Source organism: Clostridium sp. BJN0013 (assembly GCF_040939125.1).
In the GTDB taxonomy this organism is placed as follows: domain Bacteria; phylum Bacillota; class Clostridia; order Clostridiales; family Clostridiaceae; genus Clostridium_B.
The window spans coordinates 2,997,844-3,023,866 of record NZ_CP162495.1 but is presented as its reverse complement, the minus strand read 5'-3'; the positions used below and the strand labels follow the sequence as shown (position 1 = coordinate 3,023,866).

The 26,023-nt window shown below is 28.5% G+C and carries 29 protein-coding genes and 3 pseudogenes; 20 read left to right on the top strand and 12 right to left on the bottom strand.

Annotated elements, in window-relative coordinates; translation table 11 throughout:
• Nucleotides 1-200: 200 nt before the first annotated feature.
• From AB3K27_RS15555 to AB3K27_RS15545, 3 genes are all read right to left on the bottom strand, one after another.
• Entirely contained in the window at nt 201-470 is a 270-nt protein-coding gene (locus AB3K27_RS15555; RefSeq protein ID WP_368488306.1) for a CBO0543 family protein, read from the bottom strand.
• A 356-nt stretch (nt 471-826) separates the two neighbouring features.
• Nucleotides 827-1,099 (bottom strand): hypothetical protein, encoded by a 273-nt coding sequence (locus AB3K27_RS15550; RefSeq protein WP_368488305.1) that lies wholly within the window; start codon nt 1,097-1,099, stop codon nt 827-829.
• Between the two features lie 348 nt (nt 1,100-1,447).
• Entirely contained in the window at nt 1,448-2,746 is a 1,299-nt protein-coding gene (locus AB3K27_RS15545) for an IS110 family transposase (protein ID WP_368488304.1), read from the bottom strand.
• A 433-nt stretch (nt 2,747-3,179) separates the two neighbouring features.
• Between AB3K27_RS15545 and AB3K27_RS15540 the strand changes: the two genes are divergently transcribed.
• The 3 genes from AB3K27_RS15540 to AB3K27_RS15530 all read left to right on the top strand — a co-directional run bounded on the left by AB3K27_RS15540 (nt 3,180) and on the right by AB3K27_RS15530 (nt 6,130).
• A complete protein-coding gene (locus AB3K27_RS15540) occupies nt 3,180-3,875 on the top strand; it encodes an MBL fold metallo-hydrolase (protein WP_368488303.1) in 696 nt (231 codons plus the stop codon).
• 481 nt (nt 3,876-4,356) lie between these two features.
• Nucleotides 4,357-5,277, top strand: coding sequence for a GH25 family lysozyme (locus tag AB3K27_RS15535; protein ID WP_368488302.1), 921 nt, complete (start codon nt 4,357-4,359; stop codon nt 5,275-5,277).
• A gap of 271 nt (nt 5,278-5,548) precedes the next feature.
• On the top strand, nt 5,549-6,130 hold the full coding sequence (locus tag AB3K27_RS15530) for a guanylate kinase (RefSeq protein ID WP_368488301.1): 582 nt from the start codon (nt 5,549-5,551) through the stop codon (nt 6,128-6,130).
• A 136-nt stretch (nt 6,131-6,266) separates the two neighbouring features.
• Here the strand turns inward: AB3K27_RS15530 and AB3K27_RS15525 are convergent, their stop codons facing one another.
• Nucleotides 6,267-6,659, bottom strand: a complete 393-nt coding sequence (locus AB3K27_RS15525) for a helix-turn-helix domain-containing protein (RefSeq protein ID WP_368488300.1) — start codon at nt 6,657-6,659, stop codon at nt 6,267-6,269.
• Nucleotides 6,660-6,837: 178 nt separating this feature from the next.
• On the opposite strand from AB3K27_RS15525, the gene AB3K27_RS15520 reads away from it, so the two are divergent.
• Nucleotides 6,838-7,302 carry an ASCH domain-containing protein gene (locus AB3K27_RS15520; protein ID WP_368491258.1) on the top strand — a complete coding sequence of 155 codons (465 nt, stop codon included), beginning with the start codon at nt 6,838-6,840 and terminating at the stop codon, nt 7,300-7,302.
• 42 nt (nt 7,303-7,344) lie between these two features.
• The gene (locus AB3K27_RS15515; protein ID WP_368488299.1) at nt 7,345-7,467 is read left to right on the top strand and encodes a hypothetical protein; all 123 of its coding nucleotides are present in this window, start codon (nt 7,345-7,347) and stop codon (nt 7,465-7,467) included.
• A 337-nt stretch (nt 7,468-7,804) separates the two neighbouring features.
• Here the strand turns inward: AB3K27_RS15515 and AB3K27_RS15510 are convergent, their stop codons facing one another.
• Complete coding sequence (locus AB3K27_RS15510) at nt 7,805-8,005, bottom strand: hypothetical protein (RefSeq protein ID WP_368488298.1); 201 nt, start codon at nt 8,003-8,005, stop codon at nt 7,805-7,807.
• A gap of 768 nt (nt 8,006-8,773) precedes the next feature.
• Here AB3K27_RS15510 and tnpA point away from each other — a divergent pair.
• The 4 genes and pseudogenes from tnpA to AB3K27_RS15490 all read left to right on the top strand — a co-directional run.
• A pseudogene (gene tnpA / locus AB3K27_RS15505) lies at nt 8,774-9,130 on the top strand (IS200/IS605 family transposase); the annotation flags it as partial.
• A gap of 114 nt (nt 9,131-9,244) precedes the next feature.
• Nucleotides 9,245-10,369 (top strand): IS4 family transposase, encoded by a 1,125-nt coding sequence (locus AB3K27_RS15500; RefSeq protein WP_368488297.1) that lies wholly within the window; start codon nt 9,245-9,247, stop codon nt 10,367-10,369.
• Between the two features lie 26 nt (nt 10,370-10,395).
• A pseudogene (locus AB3K27_RS15495) lies at nt 10,396-10,497 on the top strand (IS200/IS605 family transposase); the annotation flags it as partial.
• 230 nt (nt 10,498-10,727) lie between these two features.
• Nucleotides 10,728-10,916, top strand: coding sequence for a hypothetical protein (locus AB3K27_RS15490; RefSeq protein ID WP_368488296.1), 189 nt, complete (start codon nt 10,728-10,730; stop codon nt 10,914-10,916).
• Between the two features lie 212 nt (nt 10,917-11,128).
• Here AB3K27_RS15490 and AB3K27_RS15485 read toward each other — a convergent pair whose 3' ends face one another.
• Together AB3K27_RS15485 and AB3K27_RS15480 are read right to left on the bottom strand one after the other, a co-directional pair.
• On the bottom strand, nt 11,129-11,638 hold the full coding sequence (locus tag AB3K27_RS15485) for a flavin reductase (RefSeq protein WP_368488295.1): 510 nt from the start codon (nt 11,636-11,638) through the stop codon (nt 11,129-11,131).
• 547 nt (nt 11,639-12,185) lie between these two features.
• A pseudogene (locus tag AB3K27_RS15480) lies at nt 12,186-13,563 on the bottom strand (transposase).
• 173 nt (nt 13,564-13,736) lie between these two features.
• Here AB3K27_RS15480 and AB3K27_RS15475 point away from each other — a divergent pair.
• Nucleotides 13,737-14,186, top strand: coding sequence for a flavodoxin family protein (locus AB3K27_RS15475; protein WP_368488294.1), 450 nt, complete (start codon nt 13,737-13,739; stop codon nt 14,184-14,186).
• A 56-nt stretch (nt 14,187-14,242) separates the two neighbouring features.
• Here the strand turns inward: AB3K27_RS15475 and AB3K27_RS15470 are convergent, their stop codons facing one another.
• On the bottom strand, nt 14,243-14,464 hold the full coding sequence (locus tag AB3K27_RS15470; RefSeq protein ID WP_368488293.1) for a hypothetical protein: 222 nt from the start codon (nt 14,462-14,464) through the stop codon (nt 14,243-14,245).
• 161 nt (nt 14,465-14,625) lie between these two features.
• Nucleotides 14,626-15,159, bottom strand: a complete 534-nt coding sequence (locus tag AB3K27_RS15465; protein WP_368488292.1) for a helix-turn-helix domain-containing protein — start codon at nt 15,157-15,159, stop codon at nt 14,626-14,628.
• A 69-nt stretch (nt 15,160-15,228) separates the two neighbouring features.
• Between AB3K27_RS15465 and AB3K27_RS15460 the strand changes: the two genes are divergently transcribed.
• The 3 genes from AB3K27_RS15460 to AB3K27_RS15450 all read left to right on the top strand — a co-directional run bounded on the left by AB3K27_RS15460 (nt 15,229) and on the right by AB3K27_RS15450 (nt 16,275).
• Complete coding sequence (locus tag AB3K27_RS15460) at nt 15,229-15,375, top strand: hypothetical protein (protein ID WP_368488291.1); 147 nt, start codon at nt 15,229-15,231, stop codon at nt 15,373-15,375.
• A 386-nt stretch (nt 15,376-15,761) separates the two neighbouring features.
• Nucleotides 15,762-15,941, top strand: a complete 180-nt coding sequence (locus AB3K27_RS15455) for a hypothetical protein (protein WP_368488290.1) — start codon at nt 15,762-15,764, stop codon at nt 15,939-15,941.
• 193 nt (nt 15,942-16,134) lie between these two features.
• Nucleotides 16,135-16,275, top strand: a complete 141-nt coding sequence (locus tag AB3K27_RS15450; RefSeq protein WP_368488289.1) for a TetR/AcrR family transcriptional regulator — start codon at nt 16,135-16,137, stop codon at nt 16,273-16,275.
• Here AB3K27_RS15450 and AB3K27_RS15445 read toward each other — a convergent pair.
• Entirely contained in the window at nt 16,260-16,484 is a 225-nt protein-coding gene (locus tag AB3K27_RS15445; RefSeq protein ID WP_368488288.1) for a hypothetical protein, read from the bottom strand. The two genes, AB3K27_RS15450 and AB3K27_RS15445, sit on opposite strands and share 16 nt — an antisense overlap.
• 614 nt (nt 16,485-17,098) lie before the next feature.
• Here AB3K27_RS15445 and AB3K27_RS15440 point away from each other — a divergent pair.
• The 5 genes from AB3K27_RS15440 to AB3K27_RS15420 all read left to right on the top strand — a co-directional run bounded on the left by AB3K27_RS15440 (nt 17,099) and on the right by AB3K27_RS15420 (nt 21,329).
• Entirely contained in the window at nt 17,099-17,911 is an 813-nt protein-coding gene (locus AB3K27_RS15440) for a diguanylate cyclase (RefSeq protein WP_368488287.1), read from the top strand.
• Entirely contained in the window at nt 17,871-18,128 is a 258-nt protein-coding gene (locus AB3K27_RS15435; protein ID WP_368491257.1) for an EAL domain-containing protein, read from the top strand. Before AB3K27_RS15440 ends, AB3K27_RS15435 begins: the two co-directional genes overlap by 41 nt.
• Complete coding sequence (locus AB3K27_RS15430) at nt 18,089-18,583, top strand: EAL domain-containing protein (RefSeq protein ID WP_368488286.1); 495 nt, start codon at nt 18,089-18,091, stop codon at nt 18,581-18,583. Before AB3K27_RS15435 ends, AB3K27_RS15430 begins: the two co-directional genes overlap by 40 nt.
• 204 nt (nt 18,584-18,787) lie before the next feature.
• A complete protein-coding gene (locus AB3K27_RS15425) occupies nt 18,788-20,503 on the top strand; it encodes a methyl-accepting chemotaxis protein (protein ID WP_368488285.1) in 1,716 nt (571 codons plus the stop codon).
• Nucleotides 20,504-20,639: 136 nt separating this feature from the next.
• Entirely contained in the window at nt 20,640-21,329 is a 690-nt protein-coding gene (locus AB3K27_RS15420) for a DUF554 domain-containing protein (RefSeq protein ID WP_368488284.1), read from the top strand.
• Between the two features lie 169 nt (nt 21,330-21,498).
• Here AB3K27_RS15420 and AB3K27_RS15415 read toward each other — a convergent pair whose 3' ends face one another.
• Together AB3K27_RS15415 and AB3K27_RS15410 are read right to left on the bottom strand one after the other, a co-directional pair.
• Nucleotides 21,499-23,184 carry a transporter gene (locus AB3K27_RS15415; protein ID WP_368488283.1) on the bottom strand — a complete coding sequence of 562 codons (1,686 nt, stop codon included), beginning with the start codon at nt 23,182-23,184 and terminating at the stop codon, nt 21,499-21,501.
• Complete coding sequence (locus AB3K27_RS15410; protein WP_368488282.1) at nt 23,177-23,902, bottom strand: ABC transporter ATP-binding protein; 726 nt, start codon at nt 23,900-23,902, stop codon at nt 23,177-23,179. Before AB3K27_RS15410 ends, AB3K27_RS15415 begins: the two co-directional genes overlap by 8 nt.
• A gap of 163 nt (nt 23,903-24,065) precedes the next feature.
• Here AB3K27_RS15410 and AB3K27_RS15405 point away from each other — a divergent pair, with 163 nt between their 5' ends.
• A complete protein-coding gene (locus tag AB3K27_RS15405) occupies nt 24,066-24,299 on the top strand; it encodes a hypothetical protein (protein ID WP_368488281.1) in 234 nt (77 codons plus the stop codon).
• Nucleotides 24,300-24,435: 136 nt separating this feature from the next.
• Nucleotides 24,436-25,812 carry a PhoH family protein gene (locus AB3K27_RS15400; RefSeq protein WP_368488280.1) on the top strand — a complete coding sequence of 459 codons (1,377 nt, stop codon included), beginning with the start codon at nt 24,436-24,438 and terminating at the stop codon, nt 25,810-25,812.
• The last annotated feature ends 211 nt before the right edge of the window (nt 25,813-26,023 follow it).

The window sequence follows — 26,023 nt, the reverse complement described above, 5'->3', positions numbered from 1 at the left end:
ATTCACAGCAATCATATTCTGAAGATATTGATGTAGATTGTTGAATGAAATTAAATTTCTGGATAGAAAGAATCACTAATGTTTTCCCATTATAATACAAAATTTTTATGAATAACAGGGATTTTAAAGGTATGGCTAAATTCTAGACCAAAAGTTTGAAATTGAAATGGAGATGGAAGAAGAAGATTAATACTAATATATCAATTAAATATTTTAAGCTTTTTAAGATATAAGTATAAACAATAGAGTGTAGTATAAGAGAACATATAAGAAAAAAAGGTATAATGTATGGACCATCCTTTATTATAGATAACTCTGCCAGCTATAACACCTAGAAATTCTAAAAAGGTAGTTAATAAAGCAGTAAATGAAATAATAAAGAAAGATTTCAATTTTTTATTTTTAATAAAATACAGCATATATACTCCAATAATAGGATAAAGAACAATATCAAAGGGTATATGTGACATATATTTCAAGTGAATTCGTAATAGTTTTGCTTTAAAATGTTACAAATAATTTATAATATGATATAAATATTTTTAAATATAGTAAAATTAAACACCGGGGATTATCCATCCCCGGTATAAAGGAAAATATCGAATATATATAATCATAGTATTTTAGTTTATGCAAAATGTCCGATATTATTAAGCTTGATATATTGATATAACCTTATATAAATATGATATGTATAATTGAAATTAATATGCTGGAAATAGCAGGATTATATATGTATAGAGTGAAAATAAGCACTGATGAAATGGGTGCTTATTTTCTATAATGCTTAAACTAAGTATGTTTATGAAGTGTAAAACATTATTTACTACCAATACCAGTCGTCATAGAAAAATATTAATGGCCAAAGAGGAAATCCACGTCTGTGTCTTCTACGCCTGCGTCTTCTATGACTTCTGCGTCTATATCCAGGGTAAAAGTTATCATCAAAGTTTTCATCATAAGGATCTAGGTTTGCATATTCGTCTTGAATTGATCTAGTGTAGGGCATTGAACAGTATGGACAATACATAGGAACTTCAAAGTCATAGGAATTTTCAACTTCCTCATTGATGCCTTTATTGGAATCGCTATTGCTCATGAGGTACCTCCACAAATTTATTTACAATGCATACTATGAGTAAAATATCAAATTTGTGAATAAGAATTAAAATATTAATGAAGAATAATTTTATCAAGACAGTTAGTTAATAACTAGGTGTTCTTTATCCGAATTAACCTCAATATTTACAGAATGATAAAAAGATATAAGGTAAAGACCAGCTAGTAAAAGTCAATAGTTAATTTAAAAAATTTATTTATTAAATTTAAGAGCAAAAAAGAGCATGGCAAACAAACCATAAAAAAATACGAACTATGGCAAATTTTTACTAAAACTAAATTGGAAATAATTTATCCAATTTGGACCATAATTAATTTGTCTAAGTGGTTAAGAAACTGATCTTGAAAAATTAGTAACATACATTTGGTTGTGCAGTTTTGGTTCACGAATTTCATAAGGCTTTTGATCTCTAAGAACTGCAAATATGTACTTTACAAGTTTGTGCATAATTGCACAAAGAGCAACTTTCTTCTTCTTACCATTTAAGTTTTTATTGCGATACTGGTAAAGAACACTGTTAATTGGTTTACCAGTTTTGGATTTTCTTATTGATGCAAGAGCAGCAGCATAAAGTGCTCTTCTACCAAAGCGTGTACCACGCTTGGACATTTTATTTTGGTCACTATTAAATTTCCCGGATTGACTAACTGAAGGGTCAATTCCAAAGAAAACAACCATTTCTTTTGGATGCTTGAACCTTGTAGGATCGCCTATTTCACTCATTATGGTTACAGCTGTAATAAAGCCTATACCTTTGAAAGAAAGAAGCAATGCTATGTTGTTCTTAAATGAAGCAGGTGTTGAGTCATTTTTAACTGCTGATTCTATTTCATTTACTAGAGTTTCAATTTGTTCATTAATGATGTTTAAAAGCTTTATATTTATGCCTATAGTTACTTTAAAGGAATTATTGGTTATTCCTATTTGTACAGCACTTAGTGCAGCGTTTAAAAGTTTGTTATATGTGTTTGTACACCAGTCAATTGATTTACAAGAATTTTCCTTTAGTAAAGCAATTAAATCATCTTTTGGTGCATCAACAATTGCTTTAGGGGATGAAAATTTACTTAAAACTGCTAATGAAGTAACACCAGCTACGTCAGAAAAAACATTATGATATCCAGGAAAAAACGTTCTAAGATCAGAAGATAACTTTTTCTTGAACTGGGAACGGTTATCTATAAGGCTGTAGTAATCACGACAAAGTGATCTTACAGCAAATATTGGGATATCTAAATAATCAGACATTTTTATATTTTGAAATTTTGCTATGTTTGCAATAGTTAAGGCATCCATTTTATCATTTTTCACTTTTCTTATTCCTAAATTTTTGTTACTATTAGTAATAAGAGGATTTATAACGAAAGTTTCTAATTCGTTATTCTTTAGGAAGTGGAAAAGAGTTAAATGGTAAACACCAGTTGATTCCATGAAAAGTGATGGTTTCATGGAGAACTCTTTTTCCACTTTTCTCATTTCTTTGAGAAGATAAGAGAAACCATCAGAAGTGTGCATTATCTTGAAAGCCTTTCTATAAACTGCTCCATCAGGGGCTAGTACTGCAACCATAGAATAATCAGCAGAAACATCGATACCTACTACAGGTAAATTAAAAAATTTTGACATTGTAAATATCTCCTTTTCATATATTTTTGAAGATAGAACAGAGTATCCATACCTAACAGTGAGCTAACAACCTCGTTTGTGACACGAGTAATTCTTCCGCAAGGGAAGAAACTCAACCAGCTAAACATCTAATCTCACTGATGGAATGATACGCTTTTTCACGGGTATAGGAACTCCGAAGGAGTCCTCCCAGGAGGAATACATCTAACCTCTATTCAGAAGATATTATACAATGATTTAACTATTAATCAAGTTACCCTTGTGGAAGATACACTCTTATTATTTTTAGACTTACTAAAGGATATTGCAATTTCCATAACGGAACTTGAGATGTACGAACAATAATTAATTTATATTTATAAATATCCGTTAGTAGAGATGATCTAATCTCTATTGATTGGTACAACTATATTATACGAGGTGGAATAAAAATATGTTATTAAATTTTTTAGGAAGGGGCTCAGCATTTAATACTAAAGAAGGGAATAACTCGGCTTTTGTAAAAATTAAAAATGAATTGATATTATTAGATTGTGGAGAAAATATTTTTGAGAGAATAATTAATAGAAAGATTTTAAAAAATGTAAGTGATATACATGTTTTAATTACGCATATGGATTCAGACCATATAGGAAGCTTAAGCAGTTTAATTTATTATTGCTATTATATAAAACATATAGTAGTTGAAGTGTCTTTCCCAACTAGGGAATTATATGATTTTTTGAAACTACAAGGTCATATAGAAAATCAGAATTATAAATTTAATCTTATAGGTACAGATATAAATAATACCTTGAATTTTATAAATGTAAAACCAATAAAAGTAAATCATATTAAAACATTAAATTGTTATGGATATTTAATTTATATAAAAGACAAGCTAATTTGGTATAGTGGTGATTGTAGTAATGTTTCTAATGTTATTAATGAATATGTAATTGAGGAGTTTTATCAAGATACTTGTTTGGCTGAATATAAAGGTAATGTTCACACTTCACTGAAACTATTGTGCAAATCTATTTCAAAAGATAAGAGAAATAAGGTATATTGTATGCATATCGATTGTGATGAATTAATTGAAAAAGCAAAGTATGAAGGTTTCAATGTTGTTGAAGTTAATTCAAATTAGTTTACTACAGAATCTAAATTAATATGCAAACTTTATGTAGTATGGAGACTTTATGAGAGTTAGTGTTAATAGAAAAGATATGATACAATTGATTTGTTCATAAAACAATGGAATATTGTGGATAATGTGGATAAGTTGTTGATAATTTATAAGAACAAAAGAAAAGCTTATCCATATGTGTATCAGTATTCAGCGTTCGAATAAATCCAGATGATAAAGCTAAATCGGTGAAAAAGAACCCTAATATAAACAATAAGCTTCTTTTTAATAGGAATTATATGGAAATAATGTTTTCATATCCTATTATCTGAATGCAGAATTAGCTAATATTTCTATCTTATTCAAAGTGGAGAAAAGCATTCCTTATGTGCAAACTTCACTTGAACCCTCTGAATAACTTGATCCTAAGAGTGTTTTATTTCGATGAATTAAGATATCAAAAATTGATATAGGCAATATATTAGATAAGGAGGGAATTTTAATGATTAAAGGAGTAGATATAAGTAATTTAAATGGTTTAGTCAATATAAATTTAATAAAAAATCGGGGGAATTCTTTTATAATTGCAAAAGCCACTGAAGGAAGTACCTTTGTAGATAAATATTACAGTTATAATATAAAACAAGCTAAAGACCTGGGACTTATTGTAGGAGCTTATCATTTTGCCAGGTTTCAGAATAAAACAAAAGCAATTGAAGAAGCAAACTTTTTTAAATCCATTGTTTCGGGATATAAACCTGATTTTGTAGTTTTGGATGTTGAACGACAGGTTAGTGGAGACATTACAGAAGTATGTCTAGCTTTTTTAGATATAATCTCAACTATTGCATCAGCACTTATTTATAGTAATCCAAGCTATATAAGATCATATTTAAACAGTAATATAACAAAATATCCTCTGTGGATAGCCCATTATGAGGTTAGCAGTCCAAGTACTGTATTATGGGATGATTATGTTATATGGCAGTATACAACGAAAGGACAAATATCAGGAATAAGTGGCTATTTTGATTTAAACTATATGGCAGAATTATTTTATAATAGTTTTGGTACAAGACAACCAGTAAAACCAAGTCCACTTATAGCTCAAATTAAAGCACTTCAATATAACTTGAATATAGATTATAATGCAAAGCTAATTATAGATGGAATAGTAGGTCCAGCTACTATGGCAGCATTGAAAGGAATTCAGAATATTGTTGTAAAGGGTCATAGATCTCATGTAATTCTCTGGATTCAACAGAAACTAGAACAATATGGATATCTAAAGGAAAATTCCTATACTTCAATGTTGTATGACGAAGCAACTTTTCAAGCTGTAACTGAACTCCAGAAGAACTGGGAAAGGCCAACTGATGGTGTATTAAGACCTGAGACTTGGGGAGTATTTTTAAATAACTAAGTAAGAAAGGCTCTTATTGACCACTTTAGGATAAATTATTCTAAGGTTCAGATGTAGAAAAGTATTCCTTATGAGTAAACTACATCTGAACTTAAGAATCACTTGATAGTTAAAAATATTAAAGTTTTTCAATGCGCTTATAAAGTAAACGCAATATTTACCACTTGTAATAGTTTATGATATAATATTAAAATTAATTAGCAATAAGAATTTATTAAATATAAGAATAACTTGATATGATGGAACTACAACTATGTGGAGGAGATAAATATTGAAAGATAGAATAGTATGTTTAGTAGGAGAATCCGGATCTGGAAAGAGTACAATTGCAGAATTACTGGAAAATGAAGGATATAACTACATTCAAAGCTATACAGATAGACCTAGAAGATATAAAAATGAAAGAGGACATATATTTATTACAAGGAAAGAATATTTTCAGGTTATTATAAAAGATAAACTTAAAAAAGATATAATAGCTCCCACTTGTTTTGGAGGAAATCATTATTTTGCCACTAAAAAACAATATAAGGGAAAAGGAGTATCAATTTATGTAATAGATGCTAAGGGAGTAAAGCAATTAAGGCAAACTATAAAAGATGCTAAAATTGTAGTTATATATCTAAAATGTGATAAATGGACTAGAGCCATAAGAATGTGGTGTAGGAAAAATAAAAATAATGTGGTATCATATTCTTGCCCTGAAAATTGGGATAATATAGATACAGATATAAAAGAAAGAATACTGCATGATGAACAAAGTTTTAAGGTAGTTTCATGTGATTATGTAGTAGATGCCAATAGAGACATTGAAGAAGTTTTAAAAGATGTCAAAAATATTATAAACACATAAAAACTTGGGGTAGTATAAAAGTTGTTTTGAAAGCCTATTTATGATAAAAATTGTATATATTAAATTTTAAAAAAGAAATAAAAGAAATTCTGTGTAATAGAATTATTATATTTAAATAATTTTATAAAATTCTATATTATCCTTTAGTCTTATCTTCGTCATCTTTGATGGCTTTTATGATTCTGATTATTCTGTTAATATTTTTAGGGGATAAATCTTTAGTTTGTTTAAAAAGTAATTGTAAATCTTCTCTATTTATTAGTGAATTCCAAAATTCTGATATTTCTGGATCGCTATTTAGAGAATTAGTTATCTTATCGACTGAATCACGAATATTGGTTCTTCCCAGCAAGTAGTCTATTGAAACATTATAAAATTCAGCTATTTTATTTAATGTTTCTGTATCAGGAGTTCTCTTCCCCTGTTCATAAAATCCGTATGCGCTTGTTGTAATCTTAAGTTTTTCAGCTATTTCTTTTTGTAAAAGATTGTTTTCATTTCTAAGCTTTTTTAAACGATCACTTAGCATTATTAGTCACCACCACTAACTTATTATTATAATTATACAACAAATAGATTATTACCATATGTTATACAACAAAAGGTTTAAGAGAGCATTGATACACAACATAAAGTTGTGTATCATAAAATATAGACAACATAATATCAAAAAACTAAATATTTTAACATATGTTCTAAATATGTAAATTATTATATTAGAAAATGGGGGAGGAGATCTCATAAAAGTATTAACAATTAAGCAGCCTTGGGCAAGTCTTATAGTTCTTGGTGAAAAGAAAATTGAAACAAGATCCTGGAAAACTAAATATCGTGGGTCATTATTGATACATGCGGGAAAGACTATAAATGGAAGTGTTTGCTTATTGCATCCATTTAAGGAAGTATTGGATAAGTATTTTGAACGATTTATAGATATGCCTACCGGGGTTATTATGGCTAAGTGTAATTTGATGGATTGTATAAAGGTTTTACATGAAGATGGATTAACTGCTAAATTAGAAAATAATTTTATAGTTCAAAATGATGAATATAATTTTGGAGATTATACTCCAGGCAGATATGCATGGATCTTAAAGGATATAGAGATGCTTAAGAAAGCAATACCTGTAAGGGGTAAATTAGGTATATGGGACTATGATGATTTTTACTAATATTTAATATTTGATAATATATTTTTAGAAGAGCATATTAAAATGAGTTTATTTAGTGGGATAAATATTTATTATTTTAGTGGAACAGATAATTCTTTAAAGATAGATAAAAATCTAAGTAATAATTTAAAAGATGGAAAGCTTTATAAAAAACACTGCAATTAAGCCTAAAATATATTTTTTACAGTAGCTAATTTTGGAAGTTATGGAGCTTTAACTTTTCAATAAATAGATGAACTTTTTAAATCTAAAGGCTCCAGTCTTTCTTCTAATTTTAGCATATCTATGCCTGAAAATATGTGGCTTATGTAGTATTTCCATGTAAAAATACAGATTTAATTAATGATAAAGCTTTAAAATTATTATGAATAGTGTTTTAGAATGTCTTCATTGGCATCTTAACAAGGGAATAGAATATAAGAATGATTCATTAAATAAATAAAGATATCGCAATTCTTATGTAAAGGTACAAGAATTTTTTTATAAGAAGTATAAGAATTTATTATCCTAAAGTATTATTGGATAGCTCTTTTATAAAGTTATATGCTTTTTCACCTTTATCTGATATAGAGGAAATATTTTTTAGTGCATTATCATGGAGTGCGTAGTTTTTATTTATTGTATCTAATATATCTTTATGTCCTTTAGTTAACATTTCAATAGTGCTATTATATTTTTTTACTAGTATAGAACTATTTTCCATTTAATTCTTTAGAACGTTAATTTTAATTTCTATATCTTTAATATTCTTATTTAAGGTTTTAAATTCAGTTTGCACTTCAAGATACATTTTTTTCATTAAATCAAATGTTTTATCATTTCCAAACATTTTATCAATCATATCTTTTCTTAGGGTCAAATTAATTATTAATATTATATAAGTAAAATTATTTATTTAGAACAAAAAGTAAGTAACTTTTCAACATAATGCTATCATAAGTTATTATTAAAAAAACATATATTTTTTTATGAAATCATTAAAAAACATATTGATTTATTAATTAAATAGTAGTAATATATAAAATATAATTCATATAAATAAGCTCATTAAAATTCCAATCTCTCGTAAACAATATGTATTTTTAGTATTAACTGTTTAATAAGGAGAAAGGGCACTTGTAATTTTATGGTGCCTTCTTTTTTTATGCAATTTTTAGTCACTGTAGTCTTCTAGATAAAATAAGGTATAATATGAAAAATTTATATTAAAGTTTAAAAATAAGGGGGATCTGTACCCCCATATTCTATCAATTATCCAAATTGAAAGATAAAAATATTAATACAAAGACTTTTAATACGAGGAAAGTTTTACATAAGTAGGATGTGTAAAATTATTTTAATTGTCTATATGAAAACCACCTGCTATGCAGGTGTGTTCAGAATAGCTTAAGCGGTGAACAAAAAACCTCACTTTGATAAAATAGAAGAGGTCTCGTCAACCAAATCTATAATCAAAGGAGGTTTGCCCTAAATGGACAGTAATAGTTTATCACATACTAAATGGAGATGTAAATATCATGTAGTATTTTCACCCAAATATAGAAGAAAAGAAATATATGGAGAAAAAAGAAAAGAGATAGGAAAAATATTAAGGAAACTTTGTGAATGGAAAGGTGTAGAAATAATAGAGGCGAATGCATGTGAAGATCATATACATATGCTTTTATCGATACCACCAAAGACAAGTGTTTCAAGTTTTATGGGATTCTTGAAGGGAAAAAGTAGTCTAATGATATTTGAGAGATTTTCAAATTTAAAATATAAATATGGAAATAGGCACTTTTGGTGCAGAGGATTCTATGTAGACACAGTTGGAAAAAATAAAAAAGCACACGAGTGTTGATTATCTAAAATACGTAAATAAAAAGGTATGAAAATGAGGTCATCCTATGGTAATATTAATTTGCTGAGAAAAAATACTACTGTTTAGGAGAGTGACCTCATGAGAAATAATACCACTATATTTGATATATTTCAAACACTTTTAAAAAAAGAAGAAGTAATTACAGTATGTGCGGTTTTAGGCTATAAGGATACATCAAGAAAATTCACAGTATATGATTTGTTTCAATTTTTTATAGCGACAGCAACTAATGAATACAAAAGTTTTAGAGCTGGTTCAGATTTTATGAATGAAGCTGGATTAAGAGCAGTTGATTATTCCACAATTTCGAAGAAAGCAGCAAATGTAGATTATAAAATAGCTAAGAAATTATTTGAGATTCTTATAACTAAATGCAATCGTTCAACTCGAAGAATACTTAAATTACCAAAAGATTTATTAGCAGTAGATTCCACTACTATAACTGTTGGTGAAGGCAGATTGAAATGGGCAAAGTTCAAAGGTAATAAGTCAGGAATAAAGCTGCATGTGGCTCTTAATGTAAATACTTTAATGCCTCAAAAAGTCATTGAAACTACTGCAAACAAACATGATGGTCCAATAGGTGAAAAACTTATTAATACAGATTGTATCTTGGTAGAAGATAGAGCTTATGGGAAACATAAGAGATATGATATGTTTAAATCTATAAAACAAGCATTTGTCATAAGAATCAAAGACAATATAACTCTAAGTTATCCAAAAAACATAAAAAGTTTAAGAACTGAAAATTCTAATATAATCAAGGATGTTACTTGTTATCTTGGAGAAGGCTCTTCTAAAACTGAAAATAGATTTAGAGTTGTTCAATTTAGTGACTTCTATGGAAAATCCATAAGGGTATGTACTAACTTAATGGCTATTACACCTGAAAAAATTGCAGATATCTATAAAGAAAGATGGAAAGTTGAAAGCTTTTTTAGATTTATAAAGCAAAATTTGAATGTTAAAAGATTGTTTGGAACAAGTGAAAATGCAGTTTACAATCAACTTTTTATAGCTTTAATTGCGTATGTATTACTTCATTTTTCTTATGTTAATGTGTCTCAAAATTTCAAATTTGTTAAGTTATCATTTTGTGAGTTTGTTAGAAAACTTCTTAATTCTACACTTCAAGACGAAGTTCAAGTATGCATTGACTTATTATTTAAAAATATCAATAATTATCAAATTTGTTTATGGTGAAAAATGGTTAATCAACACGTGTGAAAAAAGCAATAGAAGAATATATAAGAAATCAACAGAAAGAAGATATGATCGCCGACCAAGTAAGTATGAAGGAATACATGGACCCTTTTAAGGGTAGCAAGTAACATAAATTGCGGCTGGCGAGATCTTTAAGATGCCTTGAGGCATAATGCTGGTAATGTGCCCTTATAGGGCTTAGGAAAAACCACCAGCTAAGCTGGTGGATATTTATTTATACCTGACAATTTAAGGATAATATGCAGCAGAAAATAATTTTTAGAGTATAACAAAGATGAAATTTGTGAATAAAATCATTAATACTTACAAAATCTATTAATGGAAAGGTGGGAATGAGATGAACTTAACAACAGAAGATATGATAAGAAATAAGCTTCTTGATGTACAAGAAAATGTAAGGGATTTTCAAGAGTACTCAAAGAAAATAGATAATAAAGAAATCAATGAGAAATTTAAACAATTTGCTAAGGAATCTGCAGCGGAAGCACGAGAATTAGAAAAATTACTTAATAAATATGGCAAATAATTTACTTTAGATTTTTATCTGAAGTTTGCAATTAGCTAGCATCCTCAACTTTTTGAAAGTCGGGGATAAGCATTGTTAAGCTTCTGGATAAGTTCTTCTGAGATTCAGATGGAGAAAAGTATTCCTTATGAGCAAACTCCACCTGAGCCTAAGAATCACTTGATAGAGAGAAATTAATCTCTCTATTTTATTGTCGTAAATACATCAAACAATTATTTGCCAATAAGAATTTTTTCTATTTCAGAGATATATAAAGTATGATAATCTTTGTCAGGATAACATTTTTTATCTAATTGAGTATCGATGAAATGTTTAGAACTAAAATCTTGAGCATATAATTTTCTACATATAATTACAAGGTTTGCTTCTCCAATATAAGGGGTATTATTCTCATGGTTAATGCTTAAATTAGAATTTGAAATTTTATCTTCGTCTCTACCAGATGTAGTTCCTAGGTAATTTAATTGTTTTCTAAAGCTATTATCTAAAAAGGATAAAGAAAAGGTACTTGAGTTATCTACAAACTCCTTAGTATAACGTTGGGGCCTTATAACAATATAGGTTACATTTTTACCAAACATAACACCTAAACCTCCCCAAGCGGCAGTCATAGTATTTACTTTAGCATCTTTTTCAGCAGTAATAAGCATCCAATCTTTGCCTATAAGTTGAAAGGCATTTTTATTTAATTCTTCAGGTTTAATTTCATTGAATTTATACATAAATTGTCCTCCTTTAAAATAATTTTTTTAAATTTATAAATTATGTGTTTTTATCCGAAGGTGGCAATTAGCTAACACCCCTAGCTTCTTCAAAGTGGGGGAATGAGCACTGTTACGCCCTTGGATGAGTTCTCTAAGGTTCAAATGGAGAAAAGTATTTCTTATGAGCAAATTCCACCTGAACTTTAGAATTACTTGATATTATAACTTAAGACTTTAATAAAATAAAGCGGGTAGTTTATTATTAAAATATTAACGGGAAGGATTTTTTTGTTCTATATAGAAATTAAATATTAATAGGCAATTGCGAAACTCACTGATAAAAATGAATTGAGGAGTAGGGGGAATTTCAAAAAAGATAATTAGAAGATTAAAGGTGATTTTCCTGATTTGTAATGGCTAAATAGAAAAAAAGGGTGCAAGAAATAGAACCATGATTAATTCTAAAATTTAAAAATAGCTGATATTTATGCAATTAATGGTTTTAGACTTCTGATATATTCATGCTTGTGTATTTTATTGGCTATAACAACTGTTATTAGCTGGGTTATGCCTGAAAGAAGTAAGTCAGCATGAAGAGTTTTTTCATTTTGTGTTCTACGGTTTGCAATGCAATAGCTGTTTTTAAAATGTCCAATGCTTTTTTCAACAGTAGAACGAATTTTATAAGTATAATTCCAATCTTGGGAACCACGAGTTGTTCCTGGGTATGCACGCAAATTTTTTTCTGGATAAATGTAGAACATTCTGCCACAAGATGATTTAGTACAAGGATCTTCACAAAGAGTTTTTCGTTTACTCTTTTTCGTTTCTTTATTATAAATCCATTTCATTTTAGGGCAAACGAATTTCATTGTTGGAATTTCTGAGCGTAAGTGTGATTTGCTGCCTTCTTGCTTCATGGGTAGTGAATGATCATGAGGGCAGCATGGAATACCATCTTCATTCAAAGGACAATCGGATTCTTCTGGTGCAAGCTTAGTTTTTAGTGGAATATATGCTTTTTCAAACTTTAGTTCTTGAAAAAGATATTGATAAATTTCAATACTATCAAAAGCAGCGTCACCTAAAAAAGTTTTAGGATTTATCAAAGGATGTTTTTCAAAAAAATCCTTAAGGACAGGTATAAGTGCTTTAGAATCAGCAAGGGACTTATCTTCATCAGGAGAATTGGATTTTTTCTCAACAACGATATCTGGATGAGTTTTAAGGAAATCTTGGTTGTAAAATGAAATATCTCTCACAATACCAAGGCCGTTGGTTACAATGCCAAATTTAAAAGCGTAACAAAAATGACCGTTAATGTACATCTGCTGGATGGCTGGATTAGCTGCAGCATGAGAAGGCATAGCCCTGTAAGCAGCTTTATAAGGGTCATAAGAATCATCCAGACCATGTGTCTTCTTAAAAGCTTTAAGTTGTTTTATGATGCGGTTAGCATATTTAGGGTTGTTTTCAGTGACGAAAGCTTCAATACCAGAAGTATCAAAGATAGTCATAGAAGCAAGGTTCTTATCAATTTGTTGACATATTGGCTCAGTAATATTAACAAGATTATGGAACATTGATTGTAAGTCCAAAATAAAATCTTGTCTAAAGCGTGTGAATTTAGAAGCATCAGGAACTTTGGTGAAACCGCAAAAATCCCTCAACTCTTTTGAATATTTAAGAAAAATAATCAAAAGGGAATCTGTAGGAATAGAAAAAATACGCTGCAAAATCAAAGCACGAAGCATGGCATAAAGTGTATATTTACGAGGTCTTCCAGTAGAAGCATAAAAATGATTTATAAAAGAAACTGGAACTAAATCATCCAGATCAATAGTATCTTCAAGTAAAGAAAGAAACTGGGGCTTGTTGTTTTCAAATTTTTCTTTGCAATCAGAAAAAACTTCTGCCAAAGAAAGCTGTTTATATGGTATCATAAGTATATAACTCCTTTCTGAGGTATATGGTGATTTTGTTTCTTGGCAATTCAATTTTACCATAAATCAGTGAGGAGTTATTCTATTTTACAACAAAAAATATACCGCATTTATGCGGGTTATAGCGTTTCGCAAACCCTATTAAATATTAATATAGTAAGGAGGTTACAAATTTGAAAACTCTAATAATATATGAATCCATACATCATGGTAATACTGAAAAAATAGGTAAAATAATAGGGGAAGCATTAAATGGAGACATAAGAAAAATAAATGATGTAAATTTAAATGCTTTAAATGAATATGACTTGATAGGGTTTGGCTCAGGTATATATTATGGCAAATTACATAAAAATATTCTTAATTTTATTGATAACTTAAAAATTATGTCTCATAAAAAAGCATTTGTATTTTCTACAAGTGGACAAGGCAGAATTAAATATAATAAATTAGTAGAACAAAAACTAAAAGAAAAAAACTTTGAAGTTATTGGTAGTTTTACATGTAAAGGCTATGATACCTTTGGACCATTTAAATTATTTGGAGGAATTGCAAAGGGCAGACCTAATGATAATGATTTTAAAAAAGCTAAAGAGTTTGCAAAAGATCTTTTAAAATTTTAATAGTATGCTTTAGTAGTTAAAGAATAGGAGAGACACTACCTCTCCTATTATAATTATCATTGTTTCGGGGTTATAGAGTAAAAATAGTTTTTATGTGTTAAATTATCTACATGAGGTTTATGAAATTCTGGAGTAGATTTGAGAGAAAATAATATTTCTTCGTATTTTTTTTGTTGTATTTTAATTAAATTAATGTCTTCTTGAATTTTTTCCTGTATTCTTTGAAATTTTTCCTGATTATTTAAAATTTGTTTTACCATTTTACTAGTATCAGACATTTTATCGCCCTCCGTTAATTTTAATTGTTACAACATAAGTTTATTATATGTAATTATAATAAATAATATAGTTACAAGTTAGTATAGGGGGAAGGCTAACTGATCACTTAATGAAGATATAATGTTTTAATGGGAATGGTTAAAATAGCAGTATGACATATTTAAGTAACTCCATAGTATAAAATCATATATGCACTTAATGGTGAATCTCCTTCATTTTTATAACGATGATATATATCTCCTTTAGATAGGATATAGTTTTTATTGCCAATTTGTAAATTCATTATTCCATCACAAATCATTATATATTCTTCTATACCAACAACGTGGCCTTTGAACTCATAGGATGAACCAACTTCTGAAATTTTATAGTATATTTCTATTTTTTTTACAGGGTCAAAATTAAATAATGAAAATAATTTGAATCCTGATTCATTAATAATAGTTTTAGCATCATTATTATAAATTACGGAAATTTGAGGTTTTTCTTCATTTATTAAATCTGTGAAAGGGCTCTTAAGACCATCGGCTATTTTCCAGAGCACTGTAATGGTGGGATTTGTAATTCCACGTTCTATTTCTCCTAACATACTTGTGCTTACATTTGTAAGTTTTGAAAGCATTTCCAAAGTAAGCTGTCTTTTTTTTCTTATATTTTTTAAATTTGTGCCAATTATTAATTTTATATCTTCCATGAGTATCTCCTTAAATAAAAATTACGCTATATTATAAAATAATAAGGAGTGATAAAAGGAGACGCTTACATGAAAAAAATAATCAAATCTGCATTTTTAGCCACAATACCAGTTATGTTGGGCTACCTTTCAGTAGGTATGGCATTTGGATTGTTGTTTGAAAAGTCAGGATATAATTTTTTGGGCAATTTTTGGGAAAGAAAAAAATGTATATGATTTTTTCACTCACAGACGAAACATATTCATTATTGTGTTCTTCAAAAACACCTGAAGGTGTTAATAGTAATTGGTTTTTATTTTGTATTGCTTTTTTTAATCAAATATATACTGGATAGTAGGTACAATTGTTGGATCATTTGCAGGCTTATTGATAAAATTTAATACCAAGGGAATTGATTTTGCAGTGACAGCCTTATTTATAGTTATTTTTATAGAACAATGGCTTACTTATAAAACTCATATTCCAGCATTAATTGGATTTTGCTCTACTATTTTCTCAGCCTAACCAATAAAAACAAATTTGTTTTCAAAATTTATAGTAAAATTGTAACTATTTATAAAAGTTCAGTATATAATATAGTATACAAGATGAAATATAAAGTATGATTTATACTGGTGAGAAACTTTTAGATAAAAAGCTCTGGTTGATTCCAGAGCTTTTATTTTTGTATTTAGATACAGGTCCTACCTGTGATTTCGAGAAGCCTATATATGAGTGGAAAAAAGAAAAACTTCAATGTAAAATAAAAGTGGATTTGCCAACCACAACTAAAATATATTGAAGGTATGTCCGAAATAGTTTAATACATAGTGTGTGCTGTAATCAAAAGTTATGGTACATGAGTGCTGGCGTAAATTATTCCTGATATCCCTATGGTATAAAGCCTTGACAAATTCTTTTTATATATTACAATATGAACGAAAAATATTATATTTATTCATTTAATTATTTATATAAAGTCTGGAGGCATACCTGTGGAAGATAAAAAAATACTGATTTACGATTGTGCAAAGAAATTGTTCAATGAAAAAGGCTTTAAGGATACTAATGTATCTGAGATTACAAAAAAAGCTGGGATGGCTGTAGGAACCTTTTATAATTACTCTGAATCGTAACATCTGTTGAACCAGATTAATCCACTTCTGAATAAACTGTATATTCTAGCTGCCTTATTCTTCTCTTCTATAATAAATCTTTTTTTATATTCTCTAACAGCCTTTTTACTATCCATATTGGTCACTATGTGCCAGGTATCCGTGGTTTCTTCTGCCCTGCATACCGCTAAATTACATTTATATTCCTCAGCACTCAGTAAAACCCCCATTGAACTTTTTTGCACTTTTCTTTAGGGCTTTTATATTTCTAATATATTTTATTTCTTCTTTTCCCTCCATTTTTATTTTGCCAATTCAATTTATATTTTAGAGCTTGGCTATGTTTTTTATCCCTTTTTTATGGTACTTTATTCCTTGCTAATTTTTCTCTTTTTACTGTCCTTACGTCAGGGTCGCCATCTTATCGTGACAGCCAAATGTGGCAGAAGTTTTAATACTACATAATTTCAAAAAAGCACAAGTATTCATAGACGGCTATTGCGCCCATTTTTTATATGACATCTTCCGGGAATTTTGCCTAAAAGGTGTTTTTTATGATAATTTTTAGGATGCCAATTGAAGTTCATATCACTGGACATAGAATTTGTTTGATGTATTTCAATATATTTAATTATATCCATATAAATAAATATATTATTAATATTTACTATAGAGTATTTTTTATGAAATAAGTATATTCATAACCAAAATAATAATACAAAATATTTATTTTGTGTCAATTGATATTTTAATAAATGATGGAAATGTAGAATATAGGGAATTTAGATTAGCTTATATAACATAACTTAATATTTTAGTATAAGAAAGATAAAAGGATGTCAATATGAATAAACTTAAGAAATATTATCACAAGAAAATGGAATGTGATAAAATCTATAGGCGCGCATTAAATGGTGCAGATTATGGTATATGGGAATGGAATATGGATGAATTTACTAATAATATAGTTTATGAAAAAGATAAGGAATTAGCAATAAAGGATCTATATGAGTATATTAATGGTAATAAATTATTTTATCAGAGTACTTTTAGATTGAAAAATGAGGATTCAACCTGGGTTTTAATTAAAGGCAGAATATTAAAAGGTGAATCTGGATGTTGTAGATTATTTTCTGAAATGATGTCAGAAGTCAATGAAGATAAACTAAGTAAAAATTGGAATGAAATTACTAATATTCCCAATAGAGTATTTTTCCTGAAGAAAATTGATAATTCCTTAAATATGGACAAACTACATAATAAGAGGGTAGCACTTATCTATATTAATATTGATAATTTTAAAAGCTTAAATACTATTTTTGGTTATAATGTGGAAGATATAATTTTAATGTTGTTCGCCCAATCAATCATTAGAATTCTTAATAAATATAGTGAATTAGGAAGAATAGGAGGAAGTGAATTTGCAATATTAGTTCATGAGTTTAATACCATGAAGGATGTGGAGAAAATATGTAATAAAATACATAGATATTTTAAAGATCCTTTTAAAATAATGAATTATAAAGTTTATATAACAGTTACTATAGGAGTATCAATTTTTCCCAAGCATGGATCAGATAGTTATGAATTATTAAAATATTGTTATTTTGCAATAGATAATTCTAAAAACAGGGAAAAAATCGATATATTTTTTTGATAGACAAATTGATATTTTCAGTAATAGAATTGTAGGAATTGAAGCCCTTTTAAGATGGAATAATAAAAAACTGGGAAGTGTTTCTCCAGAAGAATTTATCCCCATTATGGAACATAATGAATATATAATTGAAATAGGAAATTGGGTCTTGGATAAAGTAATATGTACAATACATAAATGGGAAGAAAAAGGAATCCAGCTAGTAGTGTGGCTGTGAATATATCTCCTATCCAATTAAAGAGGAGTGACTTTAAGAGTAAGCTGTTAGCCTTGTGTACAAAATATGATGTTTCTCCTTCTTTACTTGAATTAGAAATAACAGAAGGAACTTTATTAGAAATATGTGAGAATAGCATAAAAATATTTAATCAGCTTCTTGAGAGTAATATAAGTATTGCTCTTGATGATTTTGGAAGTAGATGTTCCTCCTTAAGTTATTTAGTTTTACTGCCTGTAAAAACATTGAAAATAGATAAATTATTTGTAGATAATATACAACATGAAAAAAGTAAAATTTTAATTAGAAATATAATTGATTCATCAAAATCTTTAAATTGCAAAATAATTGTGGAAGGAGTAGAAACTAAAGAACAAATATATATTCCTAATAATTTAGGCTGTAATATAATTCAAGGCTATTATTTTAGCAAACCTCTTTCAAAAAAGAATTAGAAAATTTACTGACAAATACAAAGTATTGTAGAAATAAATTGTAGTTTTGGACGAAATAACTATTATATATAAAATTTGAAACAAAGTATAACAATAATTTAAAAGGGGGATCATGTTAATGCTAAAACCGGAAAAATAATTGTATGGACAAGTATATGAAACATTTTTGTAAAATTTTAACGTGTAAATCAGGGAGGAAATATAATGAGATTTTTAAGGAATATTAAAGTGAGAGTAAAATTGACTTTATCTTTTATTATTGTAGCTGTGTTAATAGGTGTAATTGGTATAGTAGAAATAACTTCATTAAGGACAATAAATACAAATTCTCAGAGCATGTATAATAATGAACTGCTTGGTGTATATATGTTAACAGATATGAATAAAAATTTAATTCAATCCAGAAATGATATTGTAGAACTTATTTATGTAAAAGATGAGTCCAGAAAAAGTTATCTAAAAAATGATATTCAAATTAATGTTAATAAAAATGAGAAGTACATAGTAGCTTATGAAAAAATTCCTATAAATAATATACAAAAACAAGTGTGGGAAACATATAGATCTCAGCTTAAAACCTACAGAGTTTTAAGAGAAAACATTATAAAACTTGTAGATGAAGGGGATTTTCAACAGGCAAATAAACAATATCAAAGTCTGGTTATATCAGGAGATTTAATGATGTCTAATCTGAATAAACTTATAGATGAGAATCTTAATCAGGCAAAGGCATTTAATTTAGATACTAACTCGATATATGCAAGGTCAAATAAAATTATGATAGTATTAGTTATTATAGGATTATTACTTGCGGTAGCTCTAGGATCAGTTATGTCAATTCACATAAATAAGCCTTTAATAAAAATAAGATCTTTTGCAGAGAGACTATCTATATATGACTTTTCTTTACCTATTTCTATAACTAGGAAGGATGAATTTGGGGAAATAGGAGTTGCATTAAATACAGCACAGGAAAATGTGAATCATCTTCTTAGAACTATTGTGGAAAATACCCAGGACATGAGCGCATCCAGTGAACAGCTTTATGCAACTATAGAAGGAGTGTCTACAAAAATTAAAGATATAGATAATGAAGTAAATAATATATATGGGGGAATTCAAGAAACAAGTGCTTCTTCTGAAGAGATAACGGCTTCTGTAGAGGAAGTAGATTCCAGTATAAATGAATTATCTGAAAAGGCCACGGAAGGAAGTAATAATGCCAGTCAGTCAAAACAAAGGGCTATGGAAGTTCAAAAAAATGGCAAAGCATCTCTTGAAGAAGTGAGAAATCTATATAAAGAAAATAGAGAAAATATGGTACAATCGATTAAAGATGGAAAAGTAGTAGATGATATAAAGGTTATGGCAGATACTATTTTAGGTATAGCAGAACAGACAAATTTACTTGCTTTAAATGCAGCTATAGAAGCAGCCAGGGCAGGAGAACAGGGGAGAGGTTTTGCAGTAGTTGCAGAAGAAGTGCGAAAGCTTGCGGAACAATCTTCTCAGGCAGTAACAGGTATTCAGGATACTATTGTAAAAGTTCAGGAGGCTTTTAAAAATCTATCTAAAAATGGCAATCAAGTATTGAAATTTATAAATGAAAGTGTAAATCCTCAGTTTATAAAATTAGAAAATACAGGAAATAAGTATTACAATGATTCTGATTTTGTAAATAAAATGTCCGAAGATATAGCATCTATGTCTGAAGAACTTGCAGCTACAATAAATCAGGTAAGTGATGCAGTACAAAATATGACATCAACTGCTCAAAAATCCAGTGAAAGTATAGAAATGATAAGAGATAGGATAAACGGGACTACAAGAGAAATAGAACAAGTAGCATTAACAGCTCAGAGCCAGTCGGAAATTACACAAAATCTCAATGAAATAGTACAAAAGTTTAAAATACAATGATGTTGTGTTGATTAAAAGGGGTAAGCCTTAGAGTTTATCCTTTTTTATGTTGTAAATATATATCTAAAGTATGGATTATATGATATAATTTTCAGGATTGATTTATTCTTAATAAATTTAAAAAGGGGAATGTTGGGTGTTAATTGGAACTATTGTAAATTTTATAGTTATTGTTGGAGGCAGTTTAGTTGGACTCTTATTTAAAGGGGGCATATCTGAGAAGATAAGCAATACAGTTATTCAAGGATTATCGCTTTGCATAATTTACATAGGAATATTGGGAGTTATTAAAAGTTCTAATGTTATATTGATTATAACTTCTATGGTTATAGGAGGATTTATAGGAGAAGTCATAGATATTGATAATAGGATTGAAAGGCTTGGAAATAAAATTGAAGATAAATTTAAAAACAAGAATGTAAAAATTTCAGAGGGTTTTGTTACTGCAAGTCTTTTATTCTGTGTAGGTTCAATGGCCATAGTAGGATCACTTGAAAGTGGACTTGAAGGGAATAATAAAATACTTTTTGCAAAATCCATGTTAGATGGTATAACATCAGTAATTTTTTCTTCTTCTCTAGGTATTGGTGTAATGATTTCTTCTATTTCTGTTTTAATTTATCAGGGAATTATAACTATTGCTGCCTTTGGATTAAAAACAATTTTAATTCAATCTGTGATTACGGATATGACTGCAGTGGGAAGTCTTTTAATAATAGGGCTTGGATTTAATTTGTTAGGCATAGTAAAAATAAAAGTTGCTAATTTGCTTCCTGCCATATTTATTCCAATTTTTTATCAAGCACTTTTAAACTTAGTGCAATAATTAAATTTTACCTTTATAAAATGTTAATTAATGTGACACTATATTGTCATAAATAGTTTATAAAATGTAATTATGTAAGAATAAAGCTTACAGTAAAAATAAAATAATGTTATACCCCTTAAAAACGCATTATTGCCTTATAGGCACTGGTATTACCAGTGTCTGTTTTTTATTCAATATTTTTATAAAGAACAACTCCTTTTGTAGTTATTATTTTATATAATACAATATCTGCAATTGAAAATATTATAATAATTAAAGGTAGTATTACAGAAAAAGGTATGTGAAATTGTATAGTAGAAAATATTACTATTCCAGTGATAAGTGAACCTAAAATCATACTTATTAGGACATTAAAATTTTGTTTTACTGCCCTTTGTTCACTATCCCAGTTAAGTTTTGGATAATTAAGATCTATAATTATACCTAAAAAAATTGAAAATATAGTTCCTATAATTGATAGTAGAGATATTATAATAAAAATATATAAAGGAGGTTTTGCTATAATGGTAATTAATAAAATTATAAGCATAATACCTGAAAAGTTTATTATAAAAGCTGCCAGTGTTTTGGACAGCAATTGATTTTTATAGTCCATAGGAATGTATTTATTTACAAAAATATTTTTTCCTTCTCTTGAAATTGCAGTGCATCCAATAGGATTTATTACTGAAAGCATTAAAGATACACCAAAAACTATGGATATAGAAATACCTGATGTTATATTATTTGACATTATGACATTAAAATAGCTGTGCATATATGTGAAATTTTTGATGAAATTTTTTTGACTTACTAAAGGTATAATAAAAAATAAAGGCCATATGAAATTCATAATTACACAGTTCATAAAATATACAGGTGTTCTAAATAAAATGTTCAGTTCCTTAATTGTATAGGTTAATACTTTGGATTTTTTAGCAGATTTTTTAGTTATTTCAGAAGAAGTTAGTATTTTATGTTTTGCTTGAATTTGATTCATTCCTATAACACCTTTTATATAAAAAGCTTCTGAAAAAATTATAAATACTGTTAAAAGTATTGCTGTAGTCAGTAAATATAAAAGCATATTTGATATTCCAGCCAAACTGCTGCCACTTATAAGTGATTCTACAGCATATCTTATGTTAATAAATAGTTTAGAGGAGGATTTTAATAGTGAATTATTCCCTTGAGCAAGAAGTTTAGCCATATCTGCACCACTGGAAAATCCTTTTCCTAGTTTCTGTAATATCAAATTTATACCTAGTACAAAGATTAAAATGCCTATTTGAGCTATGGTTTTGAAGCGGTCTTTATTTTTAGTAAAGCCTGAGAATCTCATAATCAATATGGTAATTAATCCTGCAATTATCAGAGGCACAATAGGTAGAGTTAAAAATATTATTATACTATATATATAATAAATCAATCCTGCACTGCTTTTTACTCCAAAGGCTGCCATAACAGGCATAAGTATTATAGCTTCAGTGAGATATTCATATATTAAAACTATGGTAAATTTTGATATTAAAATTATCCAGGGTTTAACCGGTAGTACCAGAATATTGTCAACATCAGAAGAAAAATAAAACACGGATATTATAAAAAATATACCAAAGGCAAATATAACGGCACTTGAAATTGACATGGCAGCAGATAAGATAATACCTTCCTGATGTAGTGGTTTTAAAATGTCATAAGAGGTTGTAGTTGCTACTCCAAACGTACTGGCAAGGGGCAGTAGTGAAATTATTATTACAGCGTAAAGCAGCAGTTGTTTTATAGTTTTTGAGAGAGAACCTTTTTTATCTTTTAAAAAGTTTGAGGAACCATTCTTAAAAAATACTTTTGTAAGAGAAATATATTTATTCATTTTCTGTAAGCTCCAAAAACATACTTTCAAGAGATTGGTTAACCTTGAAATGCTCTCTCATTTCATCCAGGGTACCACTAAATAAAATTCTGCCTTTATTTATAATGGCCACTTTATCACAAATTTTTTCTGCCACTTCTAAAATATGTGTAGAAAAAAATACTGTTTTTCCTGCACTTGTATGTTCTCTCATCATTTCTTTAAGTACAAAGGATGCCTTTGGATCAAGTCCTGTCATTGGTTCATCTAATATCCAAATGGGAGGCTCGTGAATCAAAGCTCCTATTAAAACGATTTTTTGTCTCATTCCGTGGGAATAGCTTTGAATTTTATCATCCAATGTATCATATAAATCAAGTTTTTTGGATAAATCTTCAATTCTTTTATTTCTTATATTTGAAGGAACTTCATACATATCTGACATGAAGTTTAAATATTCAATACCTTTAAGTCTTAAAAACATGTCAGGATTGTCAGGGACATATCCTAATTGCATCTTAGCTTTGATAGGCTGGTCCTCTATATTTATGCCATTAAGTCTTATATCACCTTCATCAGGATGTAATATACCTGTTATCATTTTTAGTGTGGTTGTCTTTCCAGCTCCATTATGTCCTAAAAAGCCAAATATTTCTCCGTCATTTATAGTGAGATTTAGATTATCCACAGCTTTTATTTTTTTACTATAACTTTTAGTTACGTTAATTAATTCAATCATATTAAATATCCTTTCATTGAAAAGTCAATTATATTTATTTTTATGGGATTACTTATATTATAGCAACTATTTTAAGAAAATATATATATAAAAAAGATAAAAACTATTGACAAACAAAAGGAAAAAATTTACAATAAAGTAAACAAAGGGGGTATAGTAAGTTATGGATGATAAATTAAAAGAAAAAGTGAACCAATTTTTAATGGGTAAGGAAACGGAGGCTATTAATGTCCTAAGTATTCCAGAGGAACTGCAGAAATATAATGTAGATGAATTTAATTTTGATGAGGAAGATGGAACTGTTTTAGTTTTATCTCCTGAATGGCTCGTAGAATTAAAAGCAGAAGTCAAAGATGGAGTTATAGCGGGACTTACAGAAGTATTTTCAAGAGCATAGAAGTTATTCTATGCTCTTTATATATTATGAGTATTTCTAGCTTCTTCACTAGTCTGATATAACTTTTTTGTAAAAATAAATACATTTATATATTTAAATGAATATATTATAATATTAGAAGAGGGGAGGAATGGATTTGAAGAAGACATATGTTTTAGATACAAATGTTATTCTGTATTCACCTGGAGCTATGCTATCTTTTGGAGATAATGATGTGGTTATACCTGAAGTTGTATTAGAAGAATTAGATGATTTTAAAAAAGATAAAAGCGATCTAGGAGTTAGTGCAAGACATGCAGCTAGATTAATAGATTACTTTAGAAAAAAAGGAAAGCTTAATAAAGGGGTAGAGCTGCCAGGTGGTGGAAAGCTTAGGGTTGAGATGAATCATTATGATACTCAGATACCACCAGCTTGGGACAGAAGCAAACCGGATAATAGAATAATACAAGTATGTAAAGGTCTTAAGGAGCGAGGAGAAAATACTTGCTTGATAACCAAGGATATTTTTGAAAGAATTAAAGCCGATATAATAAATATAAATGTGGAAGATTTTTATGAAAAAGTTGTGCCAGAAGATGACAGCCAATATACAGGCAGGATAGATGTATATACTTCGAAGGACAATATAACAAATTTTTATAAAGATAAATATATAGAACTGGATAAAGTTAGCTGTTATGATGAGAGTACTGAGGAATATTTTTTCCCAACCTTATATGTTAATGAATTTGTTATAATACATTGTCTTGAAAATCCTAAACAAACCGCTTTGGGAAGATTTGATGGTAAAAAAATTGTACAACTTTATTTTAAAGATAGTACACCTTTGGGTATAACTCCCAGAAATGTAGGGCAAAAATTTATGCTGGAAGCACTGCTCACAGATGCCAATAAAGCACCTCTTGTAATAATAAAAGGACCTGCAGGAACAGCAAAAACTTTGTTTTCACTGGCAGTAGGACTTCATAATATAATAGAGGAAAATAAAGAAAATTATAGAAAAATGCTAATTTGCAGGCCCAATGTTACCATGGATGAAGACATAGGCTTCCTTCCAGGTACAGAGCAGGAGAAGATATCCCCTTTTATGAGGCCTATTTTGGATAATTTAGAAATACTGGTGGACTCAGACGAAAAGGAAAGATATAAAAATGAGAAAGAATTAGAGGACAAGATCCATGAACTATTTGATAGAAGAATTATAACCACAGAAGCTGTAGGGTATTTAAGAGGGCGTTCTATTGTTAGAAATTGGCTTATAATCGATGAAGCGCAAAATTTAACACCTAAGCAGGTGAAAGCCATTATAACTAGAGTGGGGGTTGGCACTAAACTATTATTAGTGGGAGATCCTGAACAAATAGATCAGGCATTTTTAGACTCCAGATCCAATGGATTATGTTATGCATCAGAAAAAATGAAAGGAAGCAGTCTTTGTTATCAGGTTACTTTAAAGCATGATGAATGTGAAAGATCTCCTCTGGCATATGAGGCTTCTAAAAAATTGTAATTTGTATTTATATATTTATAAAGATACTAAATTATATGTTTGTCTAAAAAGTTAAAGGACATGCAAATTTAGTATCTTTTTTGAGTGCTTTTTACAAAATATTCATTGTGGTATAAAATTATTTCTATTTAAAATTTTTATCATTTATTGTACAATATTGAAGAGTATATTTTTAATTTAGGTACATAATTTTAGAAAGGAAGAGTTTTAA